The 23,279-nt window shown below is 69.3% G+C and carries 17 protein-coding genes and 1 pseudogene; 12 read left to right on the top strand and 6 right to left on the bottom strand.

Annotated elements, in window-relative coordinates:
• Nucleotides 1-62 precede the first annotated feature (62 nt).
• From AB0D57_RS06530 to AB0D57_RS06515, 4 genes are all read left to right on the top strand, one after another.
• Nucleotides 63-869 carry a CAP domain-containing protein gene (locus AB0D57_RS06530; protein ID WP_362067682.1) on the top strand — a complete coding sequence of 269 codons (807 nt, stop codon included), beginning with the start codon at nucleotides 63-65 and terminating at the stop codon, nucleotides 867-869.
• 369 nt (nucleotides 870-1,238) lie between these two features.
• Nucleotides 1,239-2,093, top strand: a complete 855-nt coding sequence (locus AB0D57_RS06525) for a TIM barrel protein (protein WP_362067680.1) — start codon at nucleotides 1,239-1,241, stop codon at nucleotides 2,091-2,093.
• A 24-nt stretch (nucleotides 2,094-2,117) separates the two neighbouring features.
• Nucleotides 2,118-3,011, top strand: a complete 894-nt coding sequence (locus tag AB0D57_RS06520) for a 2-hydroxy-3-oxopropionate reductase (protein WP_362067678.1) — start codon at nucleotides 2,118-2,120, stop codon at nucleotides 3,009-3,011.
• Between the two features lie 612 nt (nucleotides 3,012-3,623).
• The gene (locus tag AB0D57_RS06515; protein ID WP_362067676.1) at nucleotides 3,624-3,854 is read left to right on the top strand and encodes a hypothetical protein; all 231 of its coding nucleotides are present in this window, start codon (nucleotides 3,624-3,626) and stop codon (nucleotides 3,852-3,854) included.
• A gap of 312 nt (nucleotides 3,855-4,166) precedes the next feature.
• On the opposite strand, the gene gcl is transcribed toward AB0D57_RS06515, so the two are convergent.
• Nucleotides 4,167-5,951, bottom strand: a complete 1,785-nt coding sequence (gene gcl, locus AB0D57_RS06510; protein WP_362067674.1) for a glyoxylate carboligase — start codon at nucleotides 5,949-5,951, stop codon at nucleotides 4,167-4,169.
• 219 nt (nucleotides 5,952-6,170) lie between these two features.
• On the opposite strand from gcl, the gene AB0D57_RS06505 reads away from it, so the two are divergent.
• Both AB0D57_RS06505 and AB0D57_RS06500 read left to right on the top strand, forming a co-directional pair.
• Nucleotides 6,171-6,962, top strand: coding sequence for a hypothetical protein (locus tag AB0D57_RS06505; protein ID WP_362067672.1), 792 nt, complete (start codon nucleotides 6,171-6,173; stop codon nucleotides 6,960-6,962).
• A gap of 19 nt (nucleotides 6,963-6,981) precedes the next feature.
• On the top strand, nucleotides 6,982-7,563 hold the full coding sequence (locus AB0D57_RS06500) for a GNAT family N-acetyltransferase (RefSeq protein ID WP_362067670.1): 582 nt from the start codon (nucleotides 6,982-6,984) through the stop codon (nucleotides 7,561-7,563).
• A gap of 247 nt (nucleotides 7,564-7,810) precedes the next feature.
• Here AB0D57_RS06500 and AB0D57_RS06495 read toward each other — a convergent pair whose 3' ends face one another.
• Nucleotides 7,811-9,514 (bottom strand): AMP-binding protein, encoded by a 1,704-nt coding sequence (locus AB0D57_RS06495; protein ID WP_362067668.1) that lies wholly within the window; start codon nucleotides 9,512-9,514, stop codon nucleotides 7,811-7,813.
• Nucleotides 9,511-11,202, bottom strand: coding sequence for an AMP-binding protein (locus tag AB0D57_RS06490; protein ID WP_362067666.1), 1,692 nt, complete (start codon nucleotides 11,200-11,202; stop codon nucleotides 9,511-9,513). Before AB0D57_RS06490 ends, AB0D57_RS06495 begins: the two co-directional genes overlap by 4 nt.
• 587 nt (nucleotides 11,203-11,789) lie before the next feature.
• Between AB0D57_RS06490 and AB0D57_RS06485 the strand changes: the two genes are divergently transcribed.
• Both AB0D57_RS06485 and AB0D57_RS06480 read left to right on the top strand, forming a co-directional pair.
• Complete coding sequence (locus AB0D57_RS06485; RefSeq protein ID WP_362067664.1) at nucleotides 11,790-14,600, top strand: AAA family ATPase; 2,811 nt, start codon at nucleotides 11,790-11,792, stop codon at nucleotides 14,598-14,600.
• A gap of 1,064 nt (nucleotides 14,601-15,664) precedes the next feature.
• The gene (locus AB0D57_RS06480) at nucleotides 15,665-16,456 is read left to right on the top strand and encodes a serine protease (protein WP_362067662.1); all 792 of its coding nucleotides are present in this window, start codon (nucleotides 15,665-15,667) and stop codon (nucleotides 16,454-16,456) included.
• 188 nt (nucleotides 16,457-16,644) lie between these two features.
• Here AB0D57_RS06480 and AB0D57_RS06475 read toward each other — a convergent pair whose 3' ends face one another.
• A complete protein-coding gene (locus AB0D57_RS06475; protein WP_362067719.1) occupies nucleotides 16,645-17,790 on the bottom strand; it encodes a winged helix DNA-binding domain-containing protein in 1,146 nt (381 codons plus the stop codon).
• 222 nt (nucleotides 17,791-18,012) lie between these two features.
• Here AB0D57_RS06475 and AB0D57_RS06470 point away from each other — a divergent pair, with 222 nt between their 5' ends.
• The 3 genes and pseudogenes from AB0D57_RS06470 (at nucleotide 18,013) to AB0D57_RS06460 (ending at nucleotide 20,048) form a co-directional block, all read left to right on the top strand.
• On the top strand, nucleotides 18,013-19,173 hold the full coding sequence (locus tag AB0D57_RS06470; protein ID WP_362067660.1) for a magnesium and cobalt transport protein CorA: 1,161 nt from the start codon (nucleotides 18,013-18,015) through the stop codon (nucleotides 19,171-19,173).
• 150 nt (nucleotides 19,174-19,323) lie between these two features.
• Nucleotides 19,324-19,726, top strand: a pseudogene (locus AB0D57_RS06465) (transposase); the annotation flags it as partial.
• Between the two features lie 145 nt (nucleotides 19,727-19,871).
• Nucleotides 19,872-20,048, top strand: a complete 177-nt coding sequence (locus AB0D57_RS06460) for a hypothetical protein (protein WP_362067658.1) — start codon at nucleotides 19,872-19,874, stop codon at nucleotides 20,046-20,048.
• A 62-nt stretch (nucleotides 20,049-20,110) separates the two neighbouring features.
• On the opposite strand, the gene AB0D57_RS06455 is transcribed toward AB0D57_RS06460, so the two are convergent.
• A complete protein-coding gene (locus tag AB0D57_RS06455; protein ID WP_362067656.1) occupies nucleotides 20,111-20,638 on the bottom strand; it encodes a hypothetical protein in 528 nt (175 codons plus the stop codon).
• 25 nt (nucleotides 20,639-20,663) lie between these two features.
• On the bottom strand, nucleotides 20,664-21,932 hold the full coding sequence (locus AB0D57_RS06450) for a hypothetical protein (protein WP_362067654.1): 1,269 nt from the start codon (nucleotides 21,930-21,932) through the stop codon (nucleotides 20,664-20,666).
• A 302-nt stretch (nucleotides 21,933-22,234) separates the two neighbouring features.
• On the opposite strand from AB0D57_RS06450, the gene AB0D57_RS06445 reads away from it, so the two are divergent.
• Nucleotides 22,235-23,257 (top strand): XRE family transcriptional regulator, encoded by a 1,023-nt coding sequence (locus AB0D57_RS06445; RefSeq protein ID WP_362067652.1) that lies wholly within the window; start codon nucleotides 22,235-22,237, stop codon nucleotides 23,255-23,257.
• Nucleotides 23,258-23,279 lie beyond the last annotated feature (22 nt).

The raw sequence follows: 23,279 nt of genomic DNA, 5'->3' as shown, positions 1-23,279 counted from the left end.
CACCGTCCGTGCCGGAGCAGACCCCACCGGAGGCGCTTCCGCAACGGCCGAGAGAGGTCCGCATGAGCAAGCACCGCAGGAAGACCCGCCATCGGCAGATAACCATCGCCGCCGTCGCGCTGGGCGCGCTGGCAGTGCCGTCCGCCGCCATGGCCTGTCTGAACGACCAGGGCTCCGAGAACACCGAGTCCTACGGTCAGTGGAAGAACTGGAAGAACACGTCCTCGGAGAAGCGGTGGGAGGGCGGCAAGTGGTCCTCGCAGTCCCCGAGGCAGAATTCGCAGGAAGCCACCGCGCCGGCTTCGGAGGCCACCACGCCGGCTTCACAGGAAGCCGCCGCACCCGCCTCGACCGCGGCCGCCGCCCCCACCTCGACCGCGCCCACCGCGCCCGCCTCGACGGCAGCGCCTGCGCCCGCCTCGACGCCAGCCGCCGCGCCCGAGGAGACCGCCGCCGCTTCCCCGAGCGCCTCCGAGACGGCGGCCCCGGCATCCGGCGCCGTGGCTCAGGTCGTGGCCCTGGTCAACAGCGAGCGCAGCAAGGCCGGCTGCTCCCCGGTGACTCTGAACGCGAAGCTCTCGAAGGCCGCCCAGGATCACAGCGCGGACATGGCGAGCCACAGCAACATGTCGCACACGGGTTCCGACGGTTCGGATCCGTCCCAGCGGATCACGGCCGCCGGCTACACCTGGAGCACCTACGGCGAGAACGTCGCGTACGGGTACTCCACCCCCGAGGAGGTCATGGCGGGCTGGATGTCCAGCCCCGGCCACAAGGAAAATATCCTGAACTGCGATTTCAAGGAGATCGGCGTCGGCCTCGCGCAGCCCAACGACTACTGGACGCAGGACTTCGGCACCGCCCGCTGACCACTCGCGTCGGCTCCCGTACCCATCGCGACGTTCCTGAACCTGCCGGACGCCACGACCCACCCCCGACCATGGACGAGGACGACACCCTCCACCACGACAACTGATCCACCCGGCCGCGCCACCGCGCACCCGTGAGCCGTACCCATCCGCAGTTCGGATGGGTACGGCTTTTCGCGTGCCGACCGGGTCGGCGGGGCCGGCCACGGACGGCGGGGATTTCCGGCGGCCCCCTCTTGACAAGCCCCGACGTCCGGCGGCAATCTTCCATTAAGCAGAAAAGAACTTCCGTAATGCGGAAGTAGCGAAGATGTCCGGGACGCAGCCGCCGGTTCGGCGGCACCAGCACAGAAGGGAGCGCCCGCCCCGATGGGATTTGCAGACCAGCGCTTCAACGTCAACCTGTCGATCCTCTTCACGGAACTCCCGCTTCTGGAGCGCCCCGCGGCCGCCGCCGAGGCGGGTTTCACCGCGGTCGAGCTGTGGTGGCCCTGGGTCGACTCCCCCACCCCCGAGCGGCCCGGGCTCGACGCCCTGAAGCAGGCGATCGAGGACGCGGGCGTCCAGCTCACGGGCCTGAACTTCTACGCCGGGCAACTGCCCGGACCGGATCGGGGCGCACTGTCGATCCCGGGGGTGGAGTCGGAGAGGTTCCGCGCCAACATCGACGTGGCGGCGGACTTCGCCGGGGCGCTCGGCTGCAAGGCCCTCAACGCCCTGTACGGCAACCGCGTCGACGGCGTGGACCCGACAGAGCAGGACGCGCTCGCGCTGGAGAACCTGGCCCTCGCGGCCCGGGCCGCCGACCGGATCGGCGCGGTGCTCCTGATCGAGACCCTCAACAAGCCGGAGTCCCCGCGCTACCCGCTGGTGACCGCCCCGGCGGGCATCGCCGTCGTCGACAAGGTCAACGAGGCGACCGGTCTCGGCAACGCCAAGTTCCTCATGGACCTGTACCACCTGTCCATGAACGGCGAGGACCTGTCCTCGATCATCGAGCGGTACACCGCCAGGACCGGCCACGTACAGATCGCCGACAACCCCGGCCGCGGCGCCCCGGGCACCGGCACCCTCCCGCTGGAGGACCTCCTCGACCAGCTCGCGAAGGCCGGTTACGAGGGCTGGGTCGGCCTGGAGTACAAGCCGGGCGACCGCCCGAGCGCCGAGTCCTTCGACTGGCTCCCCCACGAGGCCCGCGCGGCGCGCGGCAACCCCCAGACGTAGCACAGCAGTCAGAGAGGCACCCGCATGAGCAGCAACCTTCCCAAGATCGCGTGGATCGGGCTCGGCATCATGGGCTCCCCCATGTCGGAGAACCTGATCAAGGCCGGGTACGACGTCACGGGCTTCACGCTGGAGCAGGACAAGCTGGAGCGGCTGGCCGCGGCCGGCGGTACGGCCACCGGCTCGATCGCCGAGGCCGTGCGCGACGCCGACGTCGTGATCACGATGGTGCCCGCCTCCCCGCAGGTCGAGGCCATCGCGTACGGCCCCGACGGCATCCTGGAGAACGCGAGGTCCGGCGCGCTGCTGATCGACATGTCCTCGATCACGCCGCAGACCTCCATGGACCTCGCGCAAACCGCCGCCGTGAAGGGCATCCGCGTGCTCGACGCTCCCGTGTCCGGCGGCGAGGCCGGTGCCGTCGAGGCCGTCCTGTCGATCATGGTCGGGGGCGAGCAGGCCGACTTCGACGCGGCAGAGCCGATCTTCCAGGCGCTCGGCAAGACCATCGTGCTCTGCGGTCCGCACGGCTCCGGCCAGACCGTGAAGGCCGCCAACCAGCTGATCGTCGCCGTGAACATCCAGGCGTGCGCCGAAGCCGTGGTCTTCCTGGAGAAGTCGGGCGTGGACCTGAAGGCGGCGCTGGATGTCCTGGGCGGCGGGCTCGCGGGCTCCACCGTGCTGAGCCGCAAGAAGGACAACTTCCTGAACCGCGACTTCAAGCCGGGCTTCCGCATCGACCTGCACCACAAGGACATGGGCATCGTCACGGACGCGGCCCGCAACGTCGGCGCGGCGCTGCCGGTCGGCGCCGTGGTCGCCCAGCTGGTCGCCAGCCTACGTGCGCAGGGCGACGGCGGCCTGGACCACTCGGCCCTGCTGCGGGCCGTGGAGCGCCTCTCCGGCGCCCAGCTCTGAGACCTCCGGGCGGCGCCATCGCCGACATCTGTCCTGTCGCGCCCAGGCGGCGGCGCCGCCCGGAACCACCACAACCGAATTCCTGGGCCCGCGTGCGTCCCTGACGGAATATCAGGGCCGTGCGCGCAGCCCGCGACGACCGAGCGGCCCGGATTTAGACCGACCGGCAATGGGAGGGTGGGAGAAGGAGCGGGGTCTGGTGCGTGCAGCTGCAAGGCGGAGGAGGGAGTGATGGCGGAGCCATCGCGACCGACGACAACGCGGCAGATGTGCGTGCCGGACCCCGCGACGCCGCCCTCCATTGCCGGTCGGTCTTAGGGGTGGCCGCCCGGCACCGCGCGGGCACGGCGAGGACCGCGGCGGCCCTGCGAGCCAGTGCGGTGGTGAAGGTCCCGAGGCCCCCTTCTCGACCTGAGGGAAGGCCGGCCCCGGTTCCGTCGCACCCGCCGCGGTCCCAGCCACACGGCAGGGCACACGGCACGATCGACTGACCAACCGATGGACAACTTCACAGCTGACCGGCCCGGAGCGCCGCGTACGGACACTCCCGTACACGGCGCTCCGCCGTGCGCTCCGGGTGCGGATTCCGCCGTGGCGCAGGAGCCTGAGGGCATGGACTATCCCAGCATCGTCGTGCACACCCCGGGTCTGGACGGGTCGCGGCGGGTCACCTCGGGTGACGACACCCTCGGTATCGCCTATCACCTCGACGACGTGGTCGAGATTCTGCGGCGGGCCGACGTCGACCTCGACGAGATCGAGGTCGAGGAGAGCGACATCATCGACTGGCAGGGCGGCGGTCCCGACGACTGGCCGGGGCTGACCGAGCACCCGACCCCGTGAGGACACGCCCCGGGCACCCCCGGCGTACCCCACCGGACGTACGAGGCCTACGGAATCCTCAAATCAAGCTCTGAACACGGCCCCAGGGGCTTCAACTCACCCCGGGTGTGGGCACATTGTCAGCACACGGGGCCCGCCGACACGGGGGCGGCGGGCCCCGTCACGGGGGACGTCCTTCGGCCTGTCCGGGCACGCCCGGGCAGGCCGAAGGGGCGGCTCTCCCCCCGGATCGAGCCGCCCCTCGGCGGTCGTACGCCGAACCGGCCGTCATACGCCGAGCCGGCGGTCGTACGCCGACCCGACCGTCGCGCGTCAGATCTTCAGCGTCCTGATCGAGGTGGGCGCATGGCCCGGCTCGGTCGCGATCTCCTCGAACTCGACGACGTTGCCGATGTCGTTCGTCGTGGACATCGAGATATTGGTGACGCGCTCCAGGATCGCCTCCACGACGACCGGCACCCGATGTTCCGCGGCAAGCTTCTTGGCCTGCTCGAAGGCGGTGCCCAGCTCGGCCGGGTCGGTGACGCGGATCGCCTTGCACCCGAGACCCTCGACGACCTTGACGTGGTCGACGCCGTAGACGCCGAGCTCGGGCGAGTTGATGTTCTCGAACTCCAGCTTGACCTGGAAGTCGATGTCGAACGCCCGCTGCGCCTGACGGATCAGGCCCAGATAGGAGTTGTTCACCAGGACATGGACGTACGGGATCCGGTGCTGGGCTCCGACGGCCAGTTCCTCGATCATGAACTGGAAGTCGTAGTCGCCGGAGAGCGCGACGACCTGCGCCTGAGGGTCGGCCGTGGCGACACCGAGCGCGGCCGGGACGGTCCAGCCGAGCGGGCCCGCCTGGCCGCAGTTGATCCAGTGGCGTGGCCGGTAGACGTGCAGCATCTGGGCGCCGGCGATCTGTGAGAGGCCGATGGTGGAGACGTACCGGGTTTCCGGGCCGAAGGCCTTGTTCATCTCCTCGTAGACACGCTGCGGCTTGATCGGGATGTCGTCGAAGTGCGTACGGCGCTGGAGGGTCGCCCTGCGCCGCTGCGCGGACGCGGCCCACGCGGCGCGGTCGGGGAGCCGGCCCTGTGCCTTCAGTTCGCGTGCGACCTCGACGAACAGCTCCAGCGCGGCCTTCGCGTCGGACGCGATGCCGTAGTCCGGGGCGAAGATCCGGCCGAGCTGGGTGGGCTCGATGTCGACGTGCACGAAGGTGCGGCCCGCCGTGTAGACGTCCAGCTTGCCGGTGTGGCGGTTGGCCCAGCGGTTGCCGATGCCGAGGACGAAGTCGGACTCCAGGAAGGTCGCGTTGCCGTAGCGGTGCGAGGTCTGCAGGCCGACCATGCCGGCGTTGAGCTCGTGGTCGTCGGGCAGGACGCCCCAGCCCATCAGGGTCGGGACGACCGGGATATCGACCAACTCGGCGAATTCGACAAGGAGTTCACAGGCATCGGCGTTGATGACACCGCCGCCGGCGACGATCAGCGGGCGCTCGGACTCGTTGAGGAGTGCGAGCGCCTTCTCGATCTGGGCGCGGGTGGCGGCGGGCTTGTACACCTGGAGCGGCTCGTACGCCTCCGGGTCGAACTCGATCTCGGTGAGCTGGACGTCGACGGGCAGATCGATGAGGACCGGGCCCGGGCGGCCGGAGCGCATGAGATGGAAGGCCTGCTGGAAGACGCCGGGGACCTGTGCGGCCTCCAGTACGGTGACCGCCATCTTGGTCACCGGTTTGGCGATCGAGGCGATGTCGACGGCCTGGAAGTCCTCTTTGTGGATCACGGCGGTCGGCGCCTGGCCGGTGATGCAGAGGATCGGGATCGAGTCTCCGATGGCGGAGTAGAGGCCGGTGATCATGTCGGTACCGGCCGGTCCCGACGTACCGACACAGACGCCGATGTTGCCCGGGTGGGTCCGGGTGTAGCCCTCCGCCATGTGCGAGGCGCCCTCGACATGGCGGGCGAGCGTGTGATGGATCCCGCCGGAGGCCTGGAGCGCCGCGTAGAAGGGGTTGATCGCCGCGCCCGGGACGCCGAACGCGTTGCTGACGCCCTCGCGCTTGAGGATCTCGACTGCCGCGCGGGCAGCGGTCATACGAGCCATGGAGTACTCCGACTTCGGCTACATAGATTCCACATTACGGAAACTAACTTCTACCATCTGGAAATAATGTAGGTGGCGTGCCAAGGAGCGTCAAGGGTGGGCACGGGGCGGGATCCACAAGGGGGCAGATGTGGTGTTGTCGGACCGTTTCGCTGTCGGAGGCCTTGTCCCTGGAGGACGATGGTCACGCTGTCCCGACGTGACGTGCTGGAGTGGCCCATGTCCGAGAGCGTGCCGGTGCGGTGTCCGGCCTGCCGTCGCGAGCATCTCTTCGCCGCGCCGTCGTACCCCTGCGCGTGCGGCGCCCCCGTCACGCCCCCGCTCGACCGCCTCGCGGACCCCGCACCGGTCACCCACCGCACCTGGGACGAGGACTGGGTCACGGTCCCCTGCGACAGCTGCGGCCGCGAGGACCAGTGGCCCCATCCCGAACTGGGCTGCTCCTGCGGAACCACGCTGCGGATTCCGGTACGAGGGGTACGGCGCCCCCTGCGCGCGGAGGTCACGCCCGGCACCGGCGAGACGTCACCGGCCTCTCCCGGCTCCGTCCCGGGCGACCGCGCGCCCGCCGCCCCCAGATCCCCCGTCCATCCCGACCACGTCCCCCTCCCCAGCGCCGCCCCGACACACCGCCCGGCGTTCCAGCCGGTCACCATCCGCACCGCCCGGGACGCCGTCACGGCGGCCGCGCTGTACCTGCGGTGGCTCGGCTACGGCGACATCCGCAGGGCTGACCAGCGCCCCCCGTCGGGAATCGGCCTCGCGACCCGGGGAATCCTGGCCCAGGTGGACCCCACCGTCCGCCCGGCCTCTCTGCGCGACGTGGAGTGCCTGTGGCTGACGGCCATGGCGGAATCCACGGGATGCGTCTACTTCTCCCTCGCCGGCTACGCGGACGACGCCCGACTCCGCGCCGACGCCCTCGGCGTCGCCCTCTTCGTCCTCGACCTCACGGGCACCCCACAGCCGGTGAACAGCCACGCGGACAAACTCATCGCGGCCGGAGCCTGACACCCAGCACAATCGACGTATGCGCATCCGCCACGCCGTCATCGCCGAACTCGCGGCCCTCCAGGACATCGAACGCGCCGCGGGTGAACCGTTCCGGGCCCTGGGCATGGACGACATCGCCGACGACGAGCCGCCCGCCCTCGAACAGCTCGACCGCTACCGGCGGGCGGGCCGCGCCTGGGTCGCCGTCGAGGACGGGGTCGAGGACAGGGGCCGCCCTCGCGCGTATCTGATCGCCGAGCCGGTGGACGGCTCGCTGCACGTCGAACAGGTCTCGGTCCACCCGGAGGCCGCGCGCCGGGGTGTGGGCCGGACCCTCCTCGCGTGCGCCGCCGACCACGCGCGCGAGGAGGGCCTGGCCGGTCTGACGCTGACCACCTTCGCGGACGTCCCCTGGAACGCTCCGTACTACCTGCGCATCGGGTTCCGCGTCCTCGAGGAAACCGAACTCACCCCGGGGCTACGGAGGATCCGCACCGCGGAGACCGAGCACGGCCTCGGCAGATGGCCGCGTGTCTGTATGCACAGGGCGATCGACGTGAGGAGGCCGGCCGACATGGGCAGCGAGGTCGGCATGACGAGACAGGTCGGCGAGTCCTAGGACCTGTCCGGTCGATCACGGTGGAGGAAAGCAGCGGCGCCTGTCCGATGCCGGTGAGCGGGGTGTGGTGCGCGCAGCTGCAAGGCGGAGGAGGGCGTCGACGCGATGGAGGTCCCCCCCTGTTCGAGCGAAGCCGAGAACTTGGGGGGAGTCGGCAACCGACGACAACGCCGCAGATGCGCGCCCGCCGCGGAGCGGCTGATGTCACCGCCACCCCGTGTCTCCGCCGTGATCGACCGGACAGGTCCTAGTCGGCGTACGGCTCCCGCAGCTCGACCTTCCGCACCTTCCCGCTGACTGTCATCGGGAAGGACTCCAGGATCCGCAGCCGACTGGGGATCTTGTAGTGTGCCAACCGCCCTTCGCAGAAGGCCCGCAGCTGTTCGAGGGTCAGCGGGTCAGCCAGGTCGCGCGGGATCACGCAAGCGAGCACCTCCTCGCCGTACCGCTCATGGGGTACCCCGACCACCTGGACGTCGGCGATCTTCGGATGGGCGTAGAGAAACTCCTCGATCTCCCGCGGGTAGATGTTCTCGCCACCCCGGATGATCATGTCCTTGATGCGGCCGACGATCTCGACGTAGCCGTCCTCGCGCATCACCGCGAGGTCGCCGGTGTGCATCCAGCGCCCCGCGTCGACGGCCTCGGCGGTCTTCTCGGGCTCGTTCCAGTAGCCGAGCATCACGCTGTAGCCGCGGGTGCACAGCTCTCCGGGGGTGCCCCGGGGCCGGGTCACGCCGTCCACCGGGTCGACGACCTTCACCTCGAGGTGCGGGAGCACCCGGCCGACGGTGCCCGTGCGATGCTCCAGGTCGTCGTCCCTGCGGGTCTGCAGCGACACCGGTGAGGTCTCCGTCATGCCGTAGCAGATGGAGACCTCCTCCATGTGCATCTCGGCGACCACCCGCTTCATCACCTCGACCGGGCACGGCGAGCCCGCCATGATGCCGGTCCGCAGCGACGACAGGTCGTACGTCGCGAAGTCGGGAAGGTTCAACTCCGCGATGAACATGGTCGGTACGCCGTACAGCGAGGTGCAGCGCTCGTCCTGGACCGCGCGGAGCGTCGCCGCCGGGTCGAAGGAGGGTGCCGGAATGACCATGCACGCGCCGTGCGAGGTCGCCGCGAGGTTGCCCATCACCATGCCGAAGCAGTGGTAGTACGGGACGGGGATGCAGATCCGGTCCTGCTCCGTGTAGGCGACCAACTCGCCCACGAAATAACCATTGTTGAGGATGTTGTGGTGGGAGAGGGTGGCCCCCTTGGGGAAGCCCGTGGTCCCCGAGGTGTACTGGATGTTGATCGGGTCGTCGCAGGACAGTTCGCTCCCACGGGTCCGGAAGTCCTCGTACAGGTCGGGCGTCCCGCGCCCGATCAGCGCGTCCCAGCTCGGGTCGCCGATGAATACGGTCTCCCGCAACTGCGGGCATGTGCGGCGCACTTGCTCGACCATCGACCGGTAGTCGCTCGCCTTGTGGCTGAGAGAGGCGAAGAGCAGGGAGATTCCGGCCTGGTTGAGGACGTACTCGACCTCATGGGTGCGGTAGGCGGGGTTGATGTTGACCATGACGGCGCCGATGCGGGCGGTGGCGTACTGGACGAGCACCCACTCCGGGCAGTTGATCGCCCAGATTCCCACCCGGTCACCCTTGGCGACCCCGCTCGCGAGCAGTGCGTACGCCAACCGGTCGACGTCCGCGGCGAATTGGGCGTAGGTCCAGCGCCGCCCGGACGGCATGTCGACGAGCGCCTCACGGTCCGGCCAGGCCTCGACCGCCCGGTCCAGGTTGGCCCCGATCGTGTCCCCGAGCAGGGTCGTCCCGCTCGTGCCGTGCGCGTACGACAACTCGCTCGACCGCTCGCCCGCCGGCCCACTCGGCAACTCGCTCGACCGCTCGCCCGCCGGCCCACTCGGCGACTCGCTCGACCTCTCGCGCATCTGCTCGCTCACCGGAAGTCCTCCTCGCGGTACTCGTCCGACGAGCCCGCGGCCGTGGCCTCGCGCAGCTCGATCCGGCGGATCTTGCCGGACACGGTCTTGGGAAGGTCGCCGAACTCCAGGCGGCGGATGCGCTTGTACGGCGCGAGGACCGTGCGCGAGTGTTCGAAGAGCACCTTCGCAAGGTCGGGGCCCGGCTCGTAGCCCGCCGCCAGGACGACGTACGCCTTCGGAACGGCGAGCCGCAGCTCGTCGGGGGCCGGGACCACGGCCGCTTCCGCCACCGCCTCGTGCTCCAGGAGCGCACTCTCCAGCTCGAACGGCGAGATCTTGTAGTCGGACGCCTTGAATACGTCGTCCGCGCGGCCCACGTACGTGATGTAGCCGTCGGCGTCGCGGGAGCCGATGTCGCCGGTGCGGTAGTAGCCGCCCGCCATGGCCTCGGCGGTGCGGTCCGGGTCGCCGTGGTAACCGGTCATCAGACCGACCGGTTTCCCCGACAGATCGAGGGCGATCTCCCCTTCGGCCGCCCCCGGCGCACCCGACACCGGGTCGAGGAGTTCGACGCGGAAGCCGGGGCTGGGCCGCCCCATGGACCCCGTCTTGAGCTGCTGCCCCGGGCTGTTGGAAACCTGGACGGCCGTCTCGGTCTGGCCGAAGCCGTCCCGGATGGTGACGCCCCAGGCACTCCGGACCCGCTCGATGACCTCGGGGTTCAAGGGCTCCCCGGCGGCGACGGCCTCACGCGGCGGGGTCCGCAACTGCGTCAGATCGGCCTGGATGAGCATCCGCCACACGGTGGGCGGCGCACAGAACGTCGTCACCCCCGCCCGGTCCATCTCCGCCATCAGCCGGCCCGGGTCGAAGCGCGTGTAGTTGTGGATGAAGACGGTCGCCTCCGCGTTCCAGGGCGCGAAGAGGTTGGACCAGGCGTGCTTGGCCCAGCCGGGCGAGGAGATGTTCAGGTGCACGTCGCCGGGTTCGAGCCCGATCCAGTACATCGTCGCCAGATGGCCGATCGGGTAGGAGGCGTGGGTGTGCTCGACGAGTTTGGGGCGGGCGGTGGTGCCGGAGGTGAAGTAGAGCATCAGAGGGTCGTCCGAGTGGGTGACACCGTCGGGCTCGAAGGCCCCGTCGGCGGCGTACGCCTCCTCGTACGACTGCCATCCGGGCCTCGAACCGGGTTGCGAACCGCCGACCGTGATCCGGGTGTAGCCGCCGGGCACCTCGTCGAACTTCCCGGCGTCCTCCGCGCCGACGACGACATGCCGGACGCGCCCGCGCTCGACACGGTCGCGCAGGTCGACGGGGCCGAGCAGCGTGGTCGCCGGGATGACGACGGCGCGCAGCTTCATCGCGGCGAGGGCGGTCTCCCACAGTTCGACCTGGTTGCCGAGCATGACAAGGATGCGGTCCTCGGCTCCGACGCCTCGCGCGCGCAGCCAGTTCGCCACCCGGTTCGAGCGCTCGGAGAGGGCGGCGAAGGAGAACTCGGCGCGCTCGCCGTTCTCCTCGACGATGTGCAGGGCGGTTCGGTCGTTGCCCCGCGCGATGACGTCGAACCAGTCGAGCGCCCAGTTGAAGGAGTCCGGTCGGGGCCAGTCGAAGCCCTCGTACGCCGTCGCGTAGTCCTCGCGGTGCTTCAGCAGGAAGTCCCGCGCGGCGCGGAACCGGTCCGTGGCGCTCGATGTCACCGTCATGTGTCCTCCTCATTGCCGGACAGCCGCCTACCATCCTGTATTCCGTGATGGAGGTCTCACCACCCCCGAACGGGGGTACGCCACGACAAAGGGGCGAAAGGACCGGAGAAAGTGGCAGCAGACGCAGCCGAGGCGGCGAGATACGTGGCGCGCTGCTACAGCTGCAGCGCGCCACGGGGCCCGCGTGGGAGGCGGTGCGCGAGGCGCACGCGGAAGCTCGGCGCGCACCCGCGAGGTGAGGCGGTTGTCGCCGCGCGTCGGGCCGCCCTGCTGCCGTAGCCTGCCGCCCGGCTGGGCTCCTGGTGCTCCGCGCCCCGGCATTGGCTGCTCCCTGCCCCGGCGTTGGCCGCGCCCCGGCCTCTTTCTTCGCCGCTCCGCGGCGGTTTCCCACCCACCCGCCCCTTATGACCACCCTGCGCTCCCCGAACCGGCCGCTCCGCGCCCCCCTCCTGCGGCTGGGCATTCAACCAGCGGCGCCCTGAAATGCATTATGCGAACGCCCTGTTATTTCCCTCACCACCCCGAGACTCCGAAATTCAAAGCGTCATTGCCTAATATTGGCCCGGACACGACATGCGAGGGGAGCGGTGAGCGTGCGAGGGGACTTCAAGGAACCTGCGAGACCCCGCCCCGACCTCGTCATCGGCCGGGAGGAGCTCTTCGCGGGGGCGCGCCAGCAGTTCTCCGGCGGAGGCAGTGTGCTGTTGCACGGCCCGGCGGGAATAGGAAAGTCGACCTTCCTGCGGGCATTGGCCGCGGAATGCGCCGAATCGGCACGGACCGTGTTGCGGTGCTCGACCACCGAGTCCGAATCCCATCTGCCCTTCCTCGCCCTGGCCGACCTGCTCGGCCTGGTGGTGGACGAGGTCTCCGACCGGCTGCCCGCCCCGCAGCGCACCGCCCTGGAATCCGCACTCACCGGCCGCGGCGAATCGACCCTGCAACGAGACGGTCTCGCGCTGCGGCTCGCGGTGCTGTCCGTGTTCCGGGCGCTGGCCGCGCAGGGCCCGGTCCTGATCGTCGCCGACGACCTGCAGTGGCTCGACCCGGCCAGCGCCGAACTGCTCGGCTTCGCCGCCCGCCGGTTCGGCGAAATGCCCGTGACGATGTTGTGCGCCGTACGCACCGACACGGAACCGCAGGATCAGCAGCACGACCGCTATCTACGCGCGTCCCCACCGGACACCCTGGCCGTGCGGCTCAACCCGCTGTCCCGGGCGCAGGTCGCCGAACTCCTCCGTCACCGCGGCTACACCGGGCTGCCCCGATCGACCGTGCGGGACATCCACCGCACCAGCGGCGGCAACCCGTTCTTCGCTCTGGAGTTGGGCCGCGCACTCGCCGAGAGTCCGGCCGCGCCGAGCCCCGGCGAACCGCTGCCCGTGCCGACCTCGCTGCGCGCACTCGTCCTCAGCCGCTTGGAGGCGCTGTCCGCCGAGGCCCGCCACACCTTGCTCGTCGCGAGCGCGGGCGCCCGCCCCACGCTCGCGCTGCTGCACGCCGCGGGGCGCGAGAACGCCGAAGCGGAGACGGCGCAGGCCGCGTCGCTCGGGCTGCTGGCGACGGAGCGCGAGACACCGGGCATCCGGTTCGCGCACCCCCTCATCTCGGCCGCCCTGTACGCGGAGGCCAGTCCCCAGGAGCGGCGCGCGGCCCACGCCGCGCTGTCCACCGCGGCCTCCGACCCCATCGAGCGGGCCCGCCACCTCGCCCTGGCCACGACCGGTACGGACCCGCAGGTGGCCGCACGGCTCGGCGAGGCCGCCGCCGCGGCCCGCGATCGCGGCGCGCTGTCGGTCGCGGCGGGGCTCGGGCTGCTGGCCGCCCGGCACACTCCGGCCGGCACCGTGCCGAGCCCGCAGGAGCGCGAACTGCAAGCGGCCGAGGACGCGCTGACGGCCGGTGAGACGGACATCGCGCGGGACATCGCGCGTCAGGTACTGGCCCGGGCCACCGTGCCCGCGAACCGCGTACGGGCCTGGATGATCGTGATCGACGCCGCGGGTCACTCCATGGCCGAGATCGACGCCGTCTTCCCACAGGCGCTCGCGGACGCGGGCGACGACCCTCGGCTGCTCGCCCTCGTCCGCTACCAACTGGCGTGGCGCGCGCTCCTCGTGGACGGCGAGATGGCCAAGGCCCGCGAGGAGGGTGCCCGCGCGGCGCAGCTCGCCGCCCGGGCCGGGGACCGGCCCACCGAACTTCTCGCACTGGGCTTCCAGGCACAGATGGAGACGCTGATGGGGCACCCGGGCGCCCCGGGAACCATCCAGCGGGCGATGCGCGAACCGCAGGATGCGCGGGTGGCCTGCGATCACAACGGCGCCGGTGCCGCCCGTTTCCGCTGGCTGATCATGAGCGATCAGCTCGCCGAGGCGCGCACGACCATCACCGCACTGCTGCGTGAGGTGCGACGGCGCGGGATGGTCGAGAGCGAGGTGCACTTCCTGCGCGGGCTCGCCGAGACCGAGCTGCGCTCCGGACACTGCGGGCGGGCGCTCGACCTGGCCCGCGAGAGCCTTCGGCTCGCCCGCGACACCGGGATCGGCGAGGCCGCCACCGCCATGTTCACCTCGCTCGCCGAGGCCGCGGGCGGCGACGTCGACCGGGCGCTGGCGCTGGCCCGGGAGGCCGTGGACCGCGCCGAGGAGGACGGCGACCTGGTCTATCTCTCGCGTGCCCTGGGCGCCCTGGGACACGCTCAGCTGGTGGCCGGGGACCCGGCGGCGGTGGTGCGGTCGTTGCGGCGGGTACGGGAGTTGGAGGACGGGCTCGGGGTCACCGACCCCGCCCGCGGCCGCTGGCACGGTGACCTCGCCGAGGCGCTGGTGCGGATCGGTGAGCCGGTCGAGGCGCAGGACGTCATCGACGCCACGCGGGTGCGGGCGCTGCGGCTGGGCCGTGAGAGTGTGCTCGCCGTGCTCGATCGGGCCGAGGCGTTGGTACGGGCCTCGCGCGGCGAACAGGGTCCGGCCGTACGTCAGCTGACCACGGCTCAGGATCGGCTCGGCAAGCTGGGCTACGGCCTTGAGGAGGCCCGTGCCGCGTATGCCCTCGCCGGGCTGCGCACCCACCGGCCGGGGCCGACCTCGTACGACGAGGCGACGCGGTTGTTCCGTCGCTGCCGGGCGCTGCCGTGGCTGCGTCAGGTGGAGTCGGTGGCCACGGCCGGTCCGGCCTCGCCTGCCGTGGCCTCCGCGGCGCTCGACACCCTCGCCGCGACGGAGCGTCAGGTCGCGGCGCTCGTCATGGAGGGCGCCACTAATCGTGAGATCGCCGCACGGCTGTTCATCAGCGTGAAGACGGTGGAGGCGACGCTCACACGGGTGTATCGGAAGCTGGGGATTCGGTCGCGGGTGGACATCGTGCGGTTGGCGGCGGGGGGCCGGAGCGGGTGAATTTGTTGCCGGTGCCTGCTGGTGGTGCCGGTGTCTTTGGGGTGCGGTGTCTTTGGGGTGCGGTGTCTTTGGGGTGCGGTGTCTTTGGGGTGCCGGTGTGGGTTTTCGCCCCCGCCGCCCCTACCCGTCCCATCCCCCGGGGCTCCGCCCCGTACCCCGCCGGGGCGCTGCCCCCTGGCCCCCCGCCGGGGAAGCTCCGCTCGGACTCTGCCCGCGGGGGCTCCGTCCCCGCACCCCCGCTCGCCCGAAGGGCTCGTCCTCAAACGCCGGACGGGCTAAAGATTGCCGCCCGGCGCTGCAAACCTTCGAGCCCCGGCTAAGACCTTCAAGTCCCCGGCCAACCGTCGAAACCTGTCGAAACCTGTGCGGGAGACCGCAAACCTCGGACCAACCGTCAAACCCCGACCTGAACCCTCAAGCCTCCGACCAACCGTCAAACCCGAACGAAACGGAACCCTCAAACCCGCGACCAACCATCAAACCCCCGGGCGCAAACCTTCAAACCCCGACCGACCGTCACCCCCCGACACAGCCTTCAACCCCCGACCGACCGTCAAACCCCGAACGGAACCTTCAAACCCCCAGCCAAGCATCAACCCCGGACGGCCCCCCAAGCCCCCCAAGCCCCCCAACCAACCGTCAAACCCCAGACGGAACCCTCAAACCCCCGGCCAACCCGGGCGGAACCTTCAAACCCCGGGCCCGAACCCTCAGGCCCGCGGCTGGGCCTTCACATGCCGGTCGGGCACACCCAGCCCGTTCGGCGTTTGAGGACGAGGCCGTTCGGGCCGAAGCGGGGGTCTGGGGGCGGCAGCCCCCAGGACGGACGGGACCAAGCGGACGGGACCAAGCGGACGCGACCTCGCGTTAAACGCCGGGCCGCGCGGCCAAGGGTTTTCCCTCCCCCAACGCGCCTAGGGAGTTCCCCCCTTGGAAGCGGAGCGCCCCCGCTTCTAGCGTGAGCGTCGTGCCGCTCGCTCGGGCACACGGCGTCGGCCCAAAGACACCGTGTCTCACCCCCCACACCCGCGCGTCCCCCCACCGGCAATTTTCTGAGGAGATCCATGTTCGGGCTCAACCACGCCAAGAAGACCGCCGCTCTCTGTGTGGCGACCGCTGCCGCCGCCGCGACCGCTCTCCTGGGCGCACCCGGCGCCGTCGCCGCCCCCCAGCCGATCGTCGGCGGCACGACGACCACGACCACCGCGTACCCGTTCATGATGCAGATCACGGACGCCTCGCAGAACCAGTTCTGCGGCGGCACGCTCGTCTCGGCGACGAAGGTCGTCACCGCCGCCCACTGCATGGTCGGCGAGACCACGAGCAGCGTCAGAGTCGTCGGCGGCCGTACCTACCTCAACGGCACGAACGGCACCGTCAGCCGGGTCAGCAAGATCTGGATCAACCCCGACTACACGGACGCCACCAACGGCGACGACGTGGCCGTACTGACCCTGTCGACGTCGATGTCGTACACCCCGGCGTCGTACGTCTCGGCCTCGCAGACAGGCGTGTACGCGACCGGCGCCACCGCCCGTGTCCTCGGCTGGGGTACCACCTCCGCGAACGGCAGCTCCTCCAACCAGCTGCGCACCGCGACCGTCCCGATCGTGTCCAACTCCAGCTGCGCGAGCTCCTACGGCTCCGACTTCATCGCCTCCGACATGGTCTGCGCCGGATACACCTCCGGCGGTGTCGACACCTGCCAGGGCGACAGCGGCGGCCCGCTGCTCATCGACGGCGTCCTGGCCGGCATCACCTCCTGGGGCGAGGGCTGCGCCGAGGCCGGCTACCCCGGCGTCTACACCCGCCTGACCACCTTCTCGAACCTGGTGACCACGCAGATCAACTCGTAGTCACCGACGACCCCTGAGCATCCCTCAGGTAAGAGCCAGGGGGCGTTGCGGGCCTCCACGAGCGGCCCGCAACGCCCCCTGTCCATCCCTCTGCTTGTCGGCGGCCAGCTTCCCCGCAGTGCCCAACTGTCCGCCGGCACCTCGTCACGCGGCCCCTGTCGGCCGGCCAAGAAGCAGCCCGGGCGGACTCACTTGGTGACGGTCCCGAACCGGATGTCGTACGACGATGAGCCCGCCATCATCTGAAGCATCCGCTCGGCCTCCCGCACCACCTCGTCCCGCTGGACCTTCGTGAACCTGCCGAACGGCTCGATGGTGAGGACGTCCCCCTCCTGCCGCCATACGCCCGCAAGGAAGCCGTCGACGAGCAGCGTGCAGTACGCCTGGTTGCCCGCCCAGCTGCGCCCCTTGAAGTCGGCGGGAACGACCCGGGAGCGGTCGGCGTGCGAGAGGAGCAGGTTGTCGAACTCGGGCAGGAAACGCGGCGGGGCCGGGGTGTCCGCGTCGGGGCGAGGCGCGTCCGGCAGGTCGAAGAGCTCGACGCCGCTCTCGTCACGGAACGTGACCAGTCGCGGCCGCAGCCGTTCGAAGGCGTCACGCAACCGCGTCAGACCCGCCCAGGTCTGCATGTCCTTGACGGAGGCGGGCCCGAACGCGGCGAGATACCGCAGCACGGTCGCGTCCGGAGCGGGCGCGGGCTCGGCAGGGCGGCCCAGCCAGTGCTCGGCGGTGGTGAGCGCGACCTGGCCGCTGCGACCCCACAGTCCGCGCGGGGTGACCTGGACCAGCGGCAGCCGGCAGCGGGCGGCGACCGAGAGCGCGAACGGGTCCGCGTCCGGCCACTCCAGGAGCAGTTCCTCCCGCAACTGCCTCATGGTGCGCGGCTCGGCCTCCACCAGCTCCCGGCTGATCGCGGCGAGCCGGTCCAGGTCGACACCCGCGAGCCCCTTGCGGAAGGTGCCCAGCTCCCGGTCGCGCGCGGCCTGGACGAGCGGGCGCAGGATGAGCGCGTCGTCGGCGGTGTGGGTGTGGATGGTGGAGCGCAGGGTGACGATGCGTACGACGGCACGGTCCTCCATGGCCGCCGACAGTTCCTCGGGCCGGAACCCTTCCAGCCGGGCGGCGAGGGCGTAGTACGGCGGCTTCACGTTCTGCGCCTGAAGGCCGACGACGTGCTGGACGGCGTCGGTGGCGGTGCGGACGGAGCGGCGCAGGAGGAGCTGTCGCTCGAGGGTGGCGCGGTTGAGGGCACGGGTGCCGAGCACGGGTGCCGCCGGGATGGACTTGACGAGGCGGCCCCGGGCGCTGCGCCCCTTCGGGGAGCTCGCGCGCATGCCGCCCTCGCTCATGCCGTTCGTCGTCGTGCCGTTCGTCCTCGTCATGCCGCGCACGCTAACGCGACTTGCGGACACCTTCTGTCCGCAAGTCCAGGAAATCTCTGCCTGGCGCCTCGGTCGGTACGCCCGCTCCAGCGCCACACCACTTGAACGGTAATTTGACCCGTATATCCTGCTCCGTGATCACAGAGAAGTCCGTTCGACAGGGGAGGCACCGCGATGCCGGAGCGACGCCCCCGCCCGACCTCGAAGAACGCCAGGAAGTCCGTCTGGCGGCGCGCCCTCACCCCACCGGCCGCGACGCCCGCACAGCCCTCCGCGCCCCAGCCCGACTCACCGGTGCCGGAACCCGCCGACGCCGGCAGCGTCGTACAGGCGGCGTTGTACCGCGACGGCGTACGCGTCTCGACCCCCTCCTCCCTCGCCGACACCTTCCGCGAGCTGCGCGAACAGCCGGCCGGCATGGCGTGGATCGGCCTGGCCCGTCCGACGGAGGCCGAACTCCTCTCCCTGGCCGCCGAGTTCGACCTGCACCCGCTCGCCGTCGAGGACGCGATGGAGGCGCACCAACGCCCGAAGCTGGAGCGCTACGGCGATACGCTCTTCGTCGTCCTGAGCGCCGCCCGCTATCTGGACGCGGCCGAGGAGGTCGACTTCGGCGAGCTGCACGTGTTCGTAGGGCCCGACTTCGTGATCACGGTCCGGCACGGCGCGGCGCCGGACCTCTCGACGGTGCGGCGCCGCATGGAGGACACCCCGGAACTGCTGAAGCTCGGACCGGAGGCCGTCCTCTACGCGATCCTCGACTCCGTGGTCGACGGCTACGCCCCCGTCGTCTCGGGCGTCCAGAACGACATCGACGAGATCGAGACCCAGGTCTTCCGCAACGACCCCAAGGTCTCCCGCCGCATCTACGAACTCTCCCGCGAAATGGTCGAGTTCCAGCGCGCCACCCGTCCCCTGGTCGGCATGCTGCACGGCCTGATGGCGGGTTTCGCCAAGTACGGCACGGACGAGGAACTCCAGCGCTACCTGCGCGACGTCGCCGACCACGTCACCCACACCAGCGAGCGCGTCGACAGCTTCCGCCAGGCCCTCACCGACATCCTCACCGTCAACGCGACCCTGGTCACCCAGCAACAGAACGCCGAAATGCGCGCACTGGCCGAGGCCGGCTTCGAACAGAACGAGGAGATCAAGAAGATCTCGTCGTGGGCGGCCATCTTGTTCGCTCCGACGCTGGTCGGGACGATCTACGGCATGAACTTCGAGCACATGCCGGAGTTGCACTGGGTGTTCGGATACCCCTTCGCGATCGTCCTGATGGCGGTTGTCTGCACCAGTTTGTACGTCATCTTCAAGCGGCGGGACTGGCTCTGAGAGGGCGATAGACGTGATGTCGCATTTGTCGTCACCGGAACGTGTGGGACCGCCGCATAAGCGCTGACAGGGGGCCCGGCCGTGCTGGAGTGTCCCCCATAAACGACCGCCAGCCCTACCAAGAGCGACTTATCCGACGAGCGCTGGGCCCTGATCGAGCCCGTGATCACCGCCTGGAAGGGCCGACGCCCCTCCGTCAGCGGCCAACCGGGCAACTACGACATGCGGGAGATCGTCAACGCCCCGCTGTACCAGTCCCGCACCGGCTGGCAGTGGGACTACCTTCCCCCACGACCTGCCGCCCGCCGGCGCGGTGAAGTACCACTTCTGCAAGTGGCGCGACGACGGCACCGACCAGACCATCCATGACCTGCTGCGCCGGCAGGTCCGCGAAAAGAAGGGCCGGTCAGCCGACCCCAGTCCGGTGGTGCTCGACACCCAGAGTCTGCACGCGGCCGCCGGACTGCCCGCGGACACGACCGGACGGGACGCGGCAAAAAAAGTGCCAGGCCGTAAGCGCGGCCTGGCCGTTGACGTGTTGGGCCTGGTAATCGACCGCCGTCGCCGACCACGGGGGGTTCGACAAGGCCGCCGAGGAGATCCGGATCACCCGCAAGACGCTGCTGGAGCTGCCCGATCCGCAGCCGCCCGCGCCTCTGGCCACGAAGCTGCCGGACCATCCCGCCTACCAGCAGATCATGGCGGTGTTCGCCACGGCCGACGCCCCGCTGCGGGCGCGGACGGTATGCGAGGCGATGGACGTGGAGATCGCGCCCAACAACATCAACAACGTCCGCCTGAAACTCAAGCGGCTGGCCGAGCGCGGGATCCTGGTCGAAACCGAGCAGGGCTTGTTCACCCAGCCGCGGCCATAACCACCCAGCGAACCCGCGACCACTCTGCCTGCCCCAACCGAAAGGCCGGAACGGGCATCAGCTCACGTACCGCCCTCTGAGAACGCATCACCCCTGCACTCGAGACGGCTCCGCACCTCGCGTGAGGGCGGCAGCATGGGTCCGGCATCGCGAGGCCATGCGATAAGCAGATATCTTTCGGCTGATTCCTCAACTGCGCCGTTGATACGGTTGCTACGGCCCTGGGCATGGACACGCAGCCAGTACATTCCTGGGCCCGCAGCGGTCAGCTCCGGCAACTCTCCCTGCACATAGCCTTGGGGGGATGCGACCTGAAGGTGACCGCTCGGAGATTCCAAGGAGACTTCCACGACCTCGTCCCATTCTGCGGCTCTGGTCGCCGCAGGCGGTGTGGTGCGCGCCTCGACACTCACCGCGACCGGGCCCGTATGGACACCAGTGAGTACCACGGCCGCGCCAGGTTGTGTCACCGCGACAAGGCCATTGGACACTTCGCCCGCATCCATCGGCAGTTGGTCGGTGTCGACCAGCCAGAAGGTGTTGTAGCTGGCGTCGACGTTCACCGGGCCTCCCGATTGGGAATCGGTCATGGAAGACTCCTCGCTGACTGACCAGCTACGGCTCGATCACGACAGTGAATTCATCGTCGGCGAGCACTCGTTGGTCGATGTAGAAGCGGTTCAGAGCGTTACCGCCGTCACGGTTCTGCGACCCATTGATCATGCAGACGCTGTAACCACGAGGGCCTCTGCGAACCGGCTCTGCGATATGGCACGCGATCGGATCGTAGGTTCGAGCCGGGCCTCGCGGCCGAGCAGTCGAAGCTCCCTGCCGCGTCGACGCCATCGGGTACTCATCACAAGTCTTGCCTGACGGACGCGGGTAGGCGTTAGGGCCGCGCGGACATGACCGGTCGCGATTGCGGGTCACCGCAGACCCAGTTATTCGCGTCAGGGGCTTGGCCTTGGTTCCTCCGGGCAGCCCAGACTTTTGGGCCTCCTGAATATGCTTGGCCAGCTCCGGATAGGACCCTGTGAGGCTGTACCTCATCGTCGGGACACTCTCGGGGAATACCACTCCCGGTCGCGTGTTCCTGCCGGGTAAGGCGTGGTCCCCTCGGGTTACAGGTGCAACACTGTTTATTTCCTCAGGCGGTAGCACCCATTGCGTCGAGTTGTACTGATATTTCCACTGTGCGCGCGAATCCCCCCTAGACCCCCTTGTTGTGGCGGTGGAATTGAAGTACGCCTCACCGCTCTCCTCGCCGTCGTTCTTCACGACCTGGGGCGGGAAGAGGGACTGGAGCAGCCTGCAGGCTCCGGAGCATGACGCATGCCCGGACACCATTGCCCCGCCGACTCTGCCCCAGCTCGTACTCAGCTTGGAGACTTGGATCTGATACGCCCACCGGGTGAGGTCCGGCACCGTGTAGGAGTAGTTGTACTCGTTGGCGTGGAGCTGCCCGACGAGTCTCCCACGGAGGTCCCACACGTTCACCGTCACTGTGCGGATCATGCATGCCTGCGTGCGAGTCATCCACCAGCCATCGAAGGCATGATCTTTGCACCATTCCGGGATGTCCACGATGGCGCGCGTGGAGATCTCGCCCGCGAGGGCGTTGCGTGCATCCGTAACAGGACCGGGTGCAACACACGAGGCGTACTTGTCCGGATGCCGGCTGAGGAGCCGCTTGAGGCTGCTGCGAACCGATTCACAGTTGCTGGAGACCTGCGTATCAGCAGCAGTACTGAATTGCTGAGGGGAGTCGCTGTACAGCGACTCCGCCCGAGTCGTTGGAGTCTCACTTATGGCCGACGCCTGTACTGATGGAAACGTCAGCAGTAACCCCGCGATGACCGCCAGGGCTCTGTATCTCTTCTTCAATTCTCCCCCTTACCCCGAGATCGCTCTCAGGGACAGATGATTCTCGTTCCTGGAGCGGTCGCCGGTCGAGACCGCTTTTCGATCACGCGATCAGCCTCTACTCGGGCAAAAGAGCAAGACCATTAGCGGACCCGCCGGCGACAACGGCCAAGATGCTTCCGAAGAAGATGGCCACAGACAAGCAAAAGGACATTCGAGTCTGTTCGGAACGGTGCTCACCTGTTCCGAACACATCCGATCGGCGTTCTTTTCTGGCGAGTTTTCGTCGGTATGCGGCCAGTGACACCAGCTACCGTTGGACGGTGGAGCAGACGGGGGACAACACGCAGACCGGGTTAACTTCAGGCGCGCCAAAACCGGATCAAGCTCGTACACCGGCGGATTTCATCGCAGCGCTGCGTAAGTTGCGCACATGGTCCGAGTTGACCTACCGGCAGCTGGAACAGAAGGCGGCAGCTCAAGGGGATACGCTGCATGCCAGTACGATCGCAACTGCTCTCGGTCGCAGCACGCTGCCCCGCGAGCCGCTCGTCGCCGCGTTCACCCGCGCCTGCGGGCTTGATGAAGACCACGTCAGGTCGTGGCTCGATGCTCGTAGGCGCCTTTCTGTGGCTGATCAGCCATCCGGTACACCCCTGAGCGATCCTGCCTCCGGCACCGCCCGAAACGAGTCGCCGGACGCCTCGGAAAGCCGCAGTGAGACACCTGCCGGACGGCGACGCCGTCAGCTGGGCTTGGTCACCGCGGTGGCGGTCGGAGCCGGCGCAGTGCTAGGTATCCAGGCGGTGCTGTCGACCATGTTCGCATCAGAGCGCAGACCGTCGAGCACAGATCCAGTACAGGGACTGGCCATCCTGGACGTCGGCAGTTGGGCACAGATCCACCCCGCCCGCACACCGAAACTGTGCCTTACTGAAGGACGGGATCGGACACGCAGCTACTCAACGGCAATCGCGGCGCAATTTCCCTGCACGAAGGCTGTCCAGCCCCGCACCTACGTCGAACCCATCGGTGAGAACACGGTGCAGATTCAATGGCACCATCCGAAGTACGGAATCGGCTGCCTTACCGTCCTCATCGATGGTCCCGGCCGCGATCTGGTCGAACCGCGGGACGACTGCGCCGAAGAGAATCCTGCTCAGCGATTCCGGCTCGAACCCATCGGGCCCCCGAATGCGTCACACTTCCGCATCCGCCCTGCCGCCACAGAACAATGCCTTGCGCTTCGCGACCAAGACATGAGTGAGGGCACGGAGATTGTCCAGGGGCGCTGCTCGGGGGCCCGCGACCAAGAATTTCTCATCGAGCTCAGGCCCCCTTCGTAAAGGGTTGCTGAATGGGCTAGGA

The sequence above is a fragment of the Streptomyces sp. NPDC048275 genome, assembly GCF_040652275.1.
Classification (GTDB): domain Bacteria; phylum Actinomycetota; class Actinomycetes; order Streptomycetales; family Streptomycetaceae; genus Streptomyces.
Note: the sequence above shows the minus strand (reverse complement) of the source record. Positions and strands in the feature narration are given on the sequence as shown.

What these genes read in the sequence shown, in the direction of transcription:
- AB0D57_RS06455 (WP_362067656.1), bottom strand. Translation starts at nt 20,638, where the DNA reads ATGACCGATTCCCAATCGGGAGGCCCGGTGAACGTCGACGCCAGCTAC.
- AB0D57_RS06470 (WP_362067660.1), top strand. Translation starts at nt 18,013, where the DNA reads ATGCCGGAGCGACGCCCCCGCCCGACCTCGAAGAACGCCAGGAAGTCC.
- AB0D57_RS06530 (WP_362067682.1), top strand. Translation starts at nt 63, where the DNA reads ATGAGCAAGCACCGCAGGAAGACCCGCCATCGGCAGATAACCATCGCC.
- AB0D57_RS06500 (WP_362067670.1), top strand. Translation starts at nt 6,982, where the DNA reads ATGCGCATCCGCCACGCCGTCATCGCCGAACTCGCGGCCCTCCAGGAC.
- AB0D57_RS06480 (WP_362067662.1), top strand. Translation starts at nt 15,665, where the DNA reads ATGTTCGGGCTCAACCACGCCAAGAAGACCGCCGCTCTCTGTGTGGCG.
- AB0D57_RS06460 (WP_362067658.1), top strand. Translation starts at nt 19,872, where the DNA reads ATGGCGGTGTTCGCCACGGCCGACGCCCCGCTGCGGGCGCGGACGGTA.
- gcl (WP_362067674.1), bottom strand. Translation starts at nt 5,951, where the DNA reads ATGGCTCGTATGACCGCTGCCCGCGCGGCAGTCGAGATCCTCAAGCGC.
- AB0D57_RS06525 (WP_362067680.1), top strand. Translation starts at nt 1,239, where the DNA reads ATGGGATTTGCAGACCAGCGCTTCAACGTCAACCTGTCGATCCTCTTC.
- AB0D57_RS06505 (WP_362067672.1), top strand. Translation starts at nt 6,171, where the DNA reads ATGTCCGAGAGCGTGCCGGTGCGGTGTCCGGCCTGCCGTCGCGAGCAT.
- AB0D57_RS06515 (WP_362067676.1), top strand. Translation starts at nt 3,624, where the DNA reads ATGGACTATCCCAGCATCGTCGTGCACACCCCGGGTCTGGACGGGTCG.
- AB0D57_RS06490 (WP_362067666.1), bottom strand. Translation starts at nt 11,202, where the DNA reads ATGACGGTGACATCGAGCGCCACGGACCGGTTCCGCGCCGCGCGGGAC.
- AB0D57_RS06520 (WP_362067678.1), top strand. Translation starts at nt 2,118, where the DNA reads ATGAGCAGCAACCTTCCCAAGATCGCGTGGATCGGGCTCGGCATCATG.
- AB0D57_RS06475 (WP_362067719.1), bottom strand. Translation starts at nt 17,790, where the DNA reads ATGCGCGCGAGCTCCCCGAAGGGGCGCAGCGCCCGGGGCCGCCTCGTC.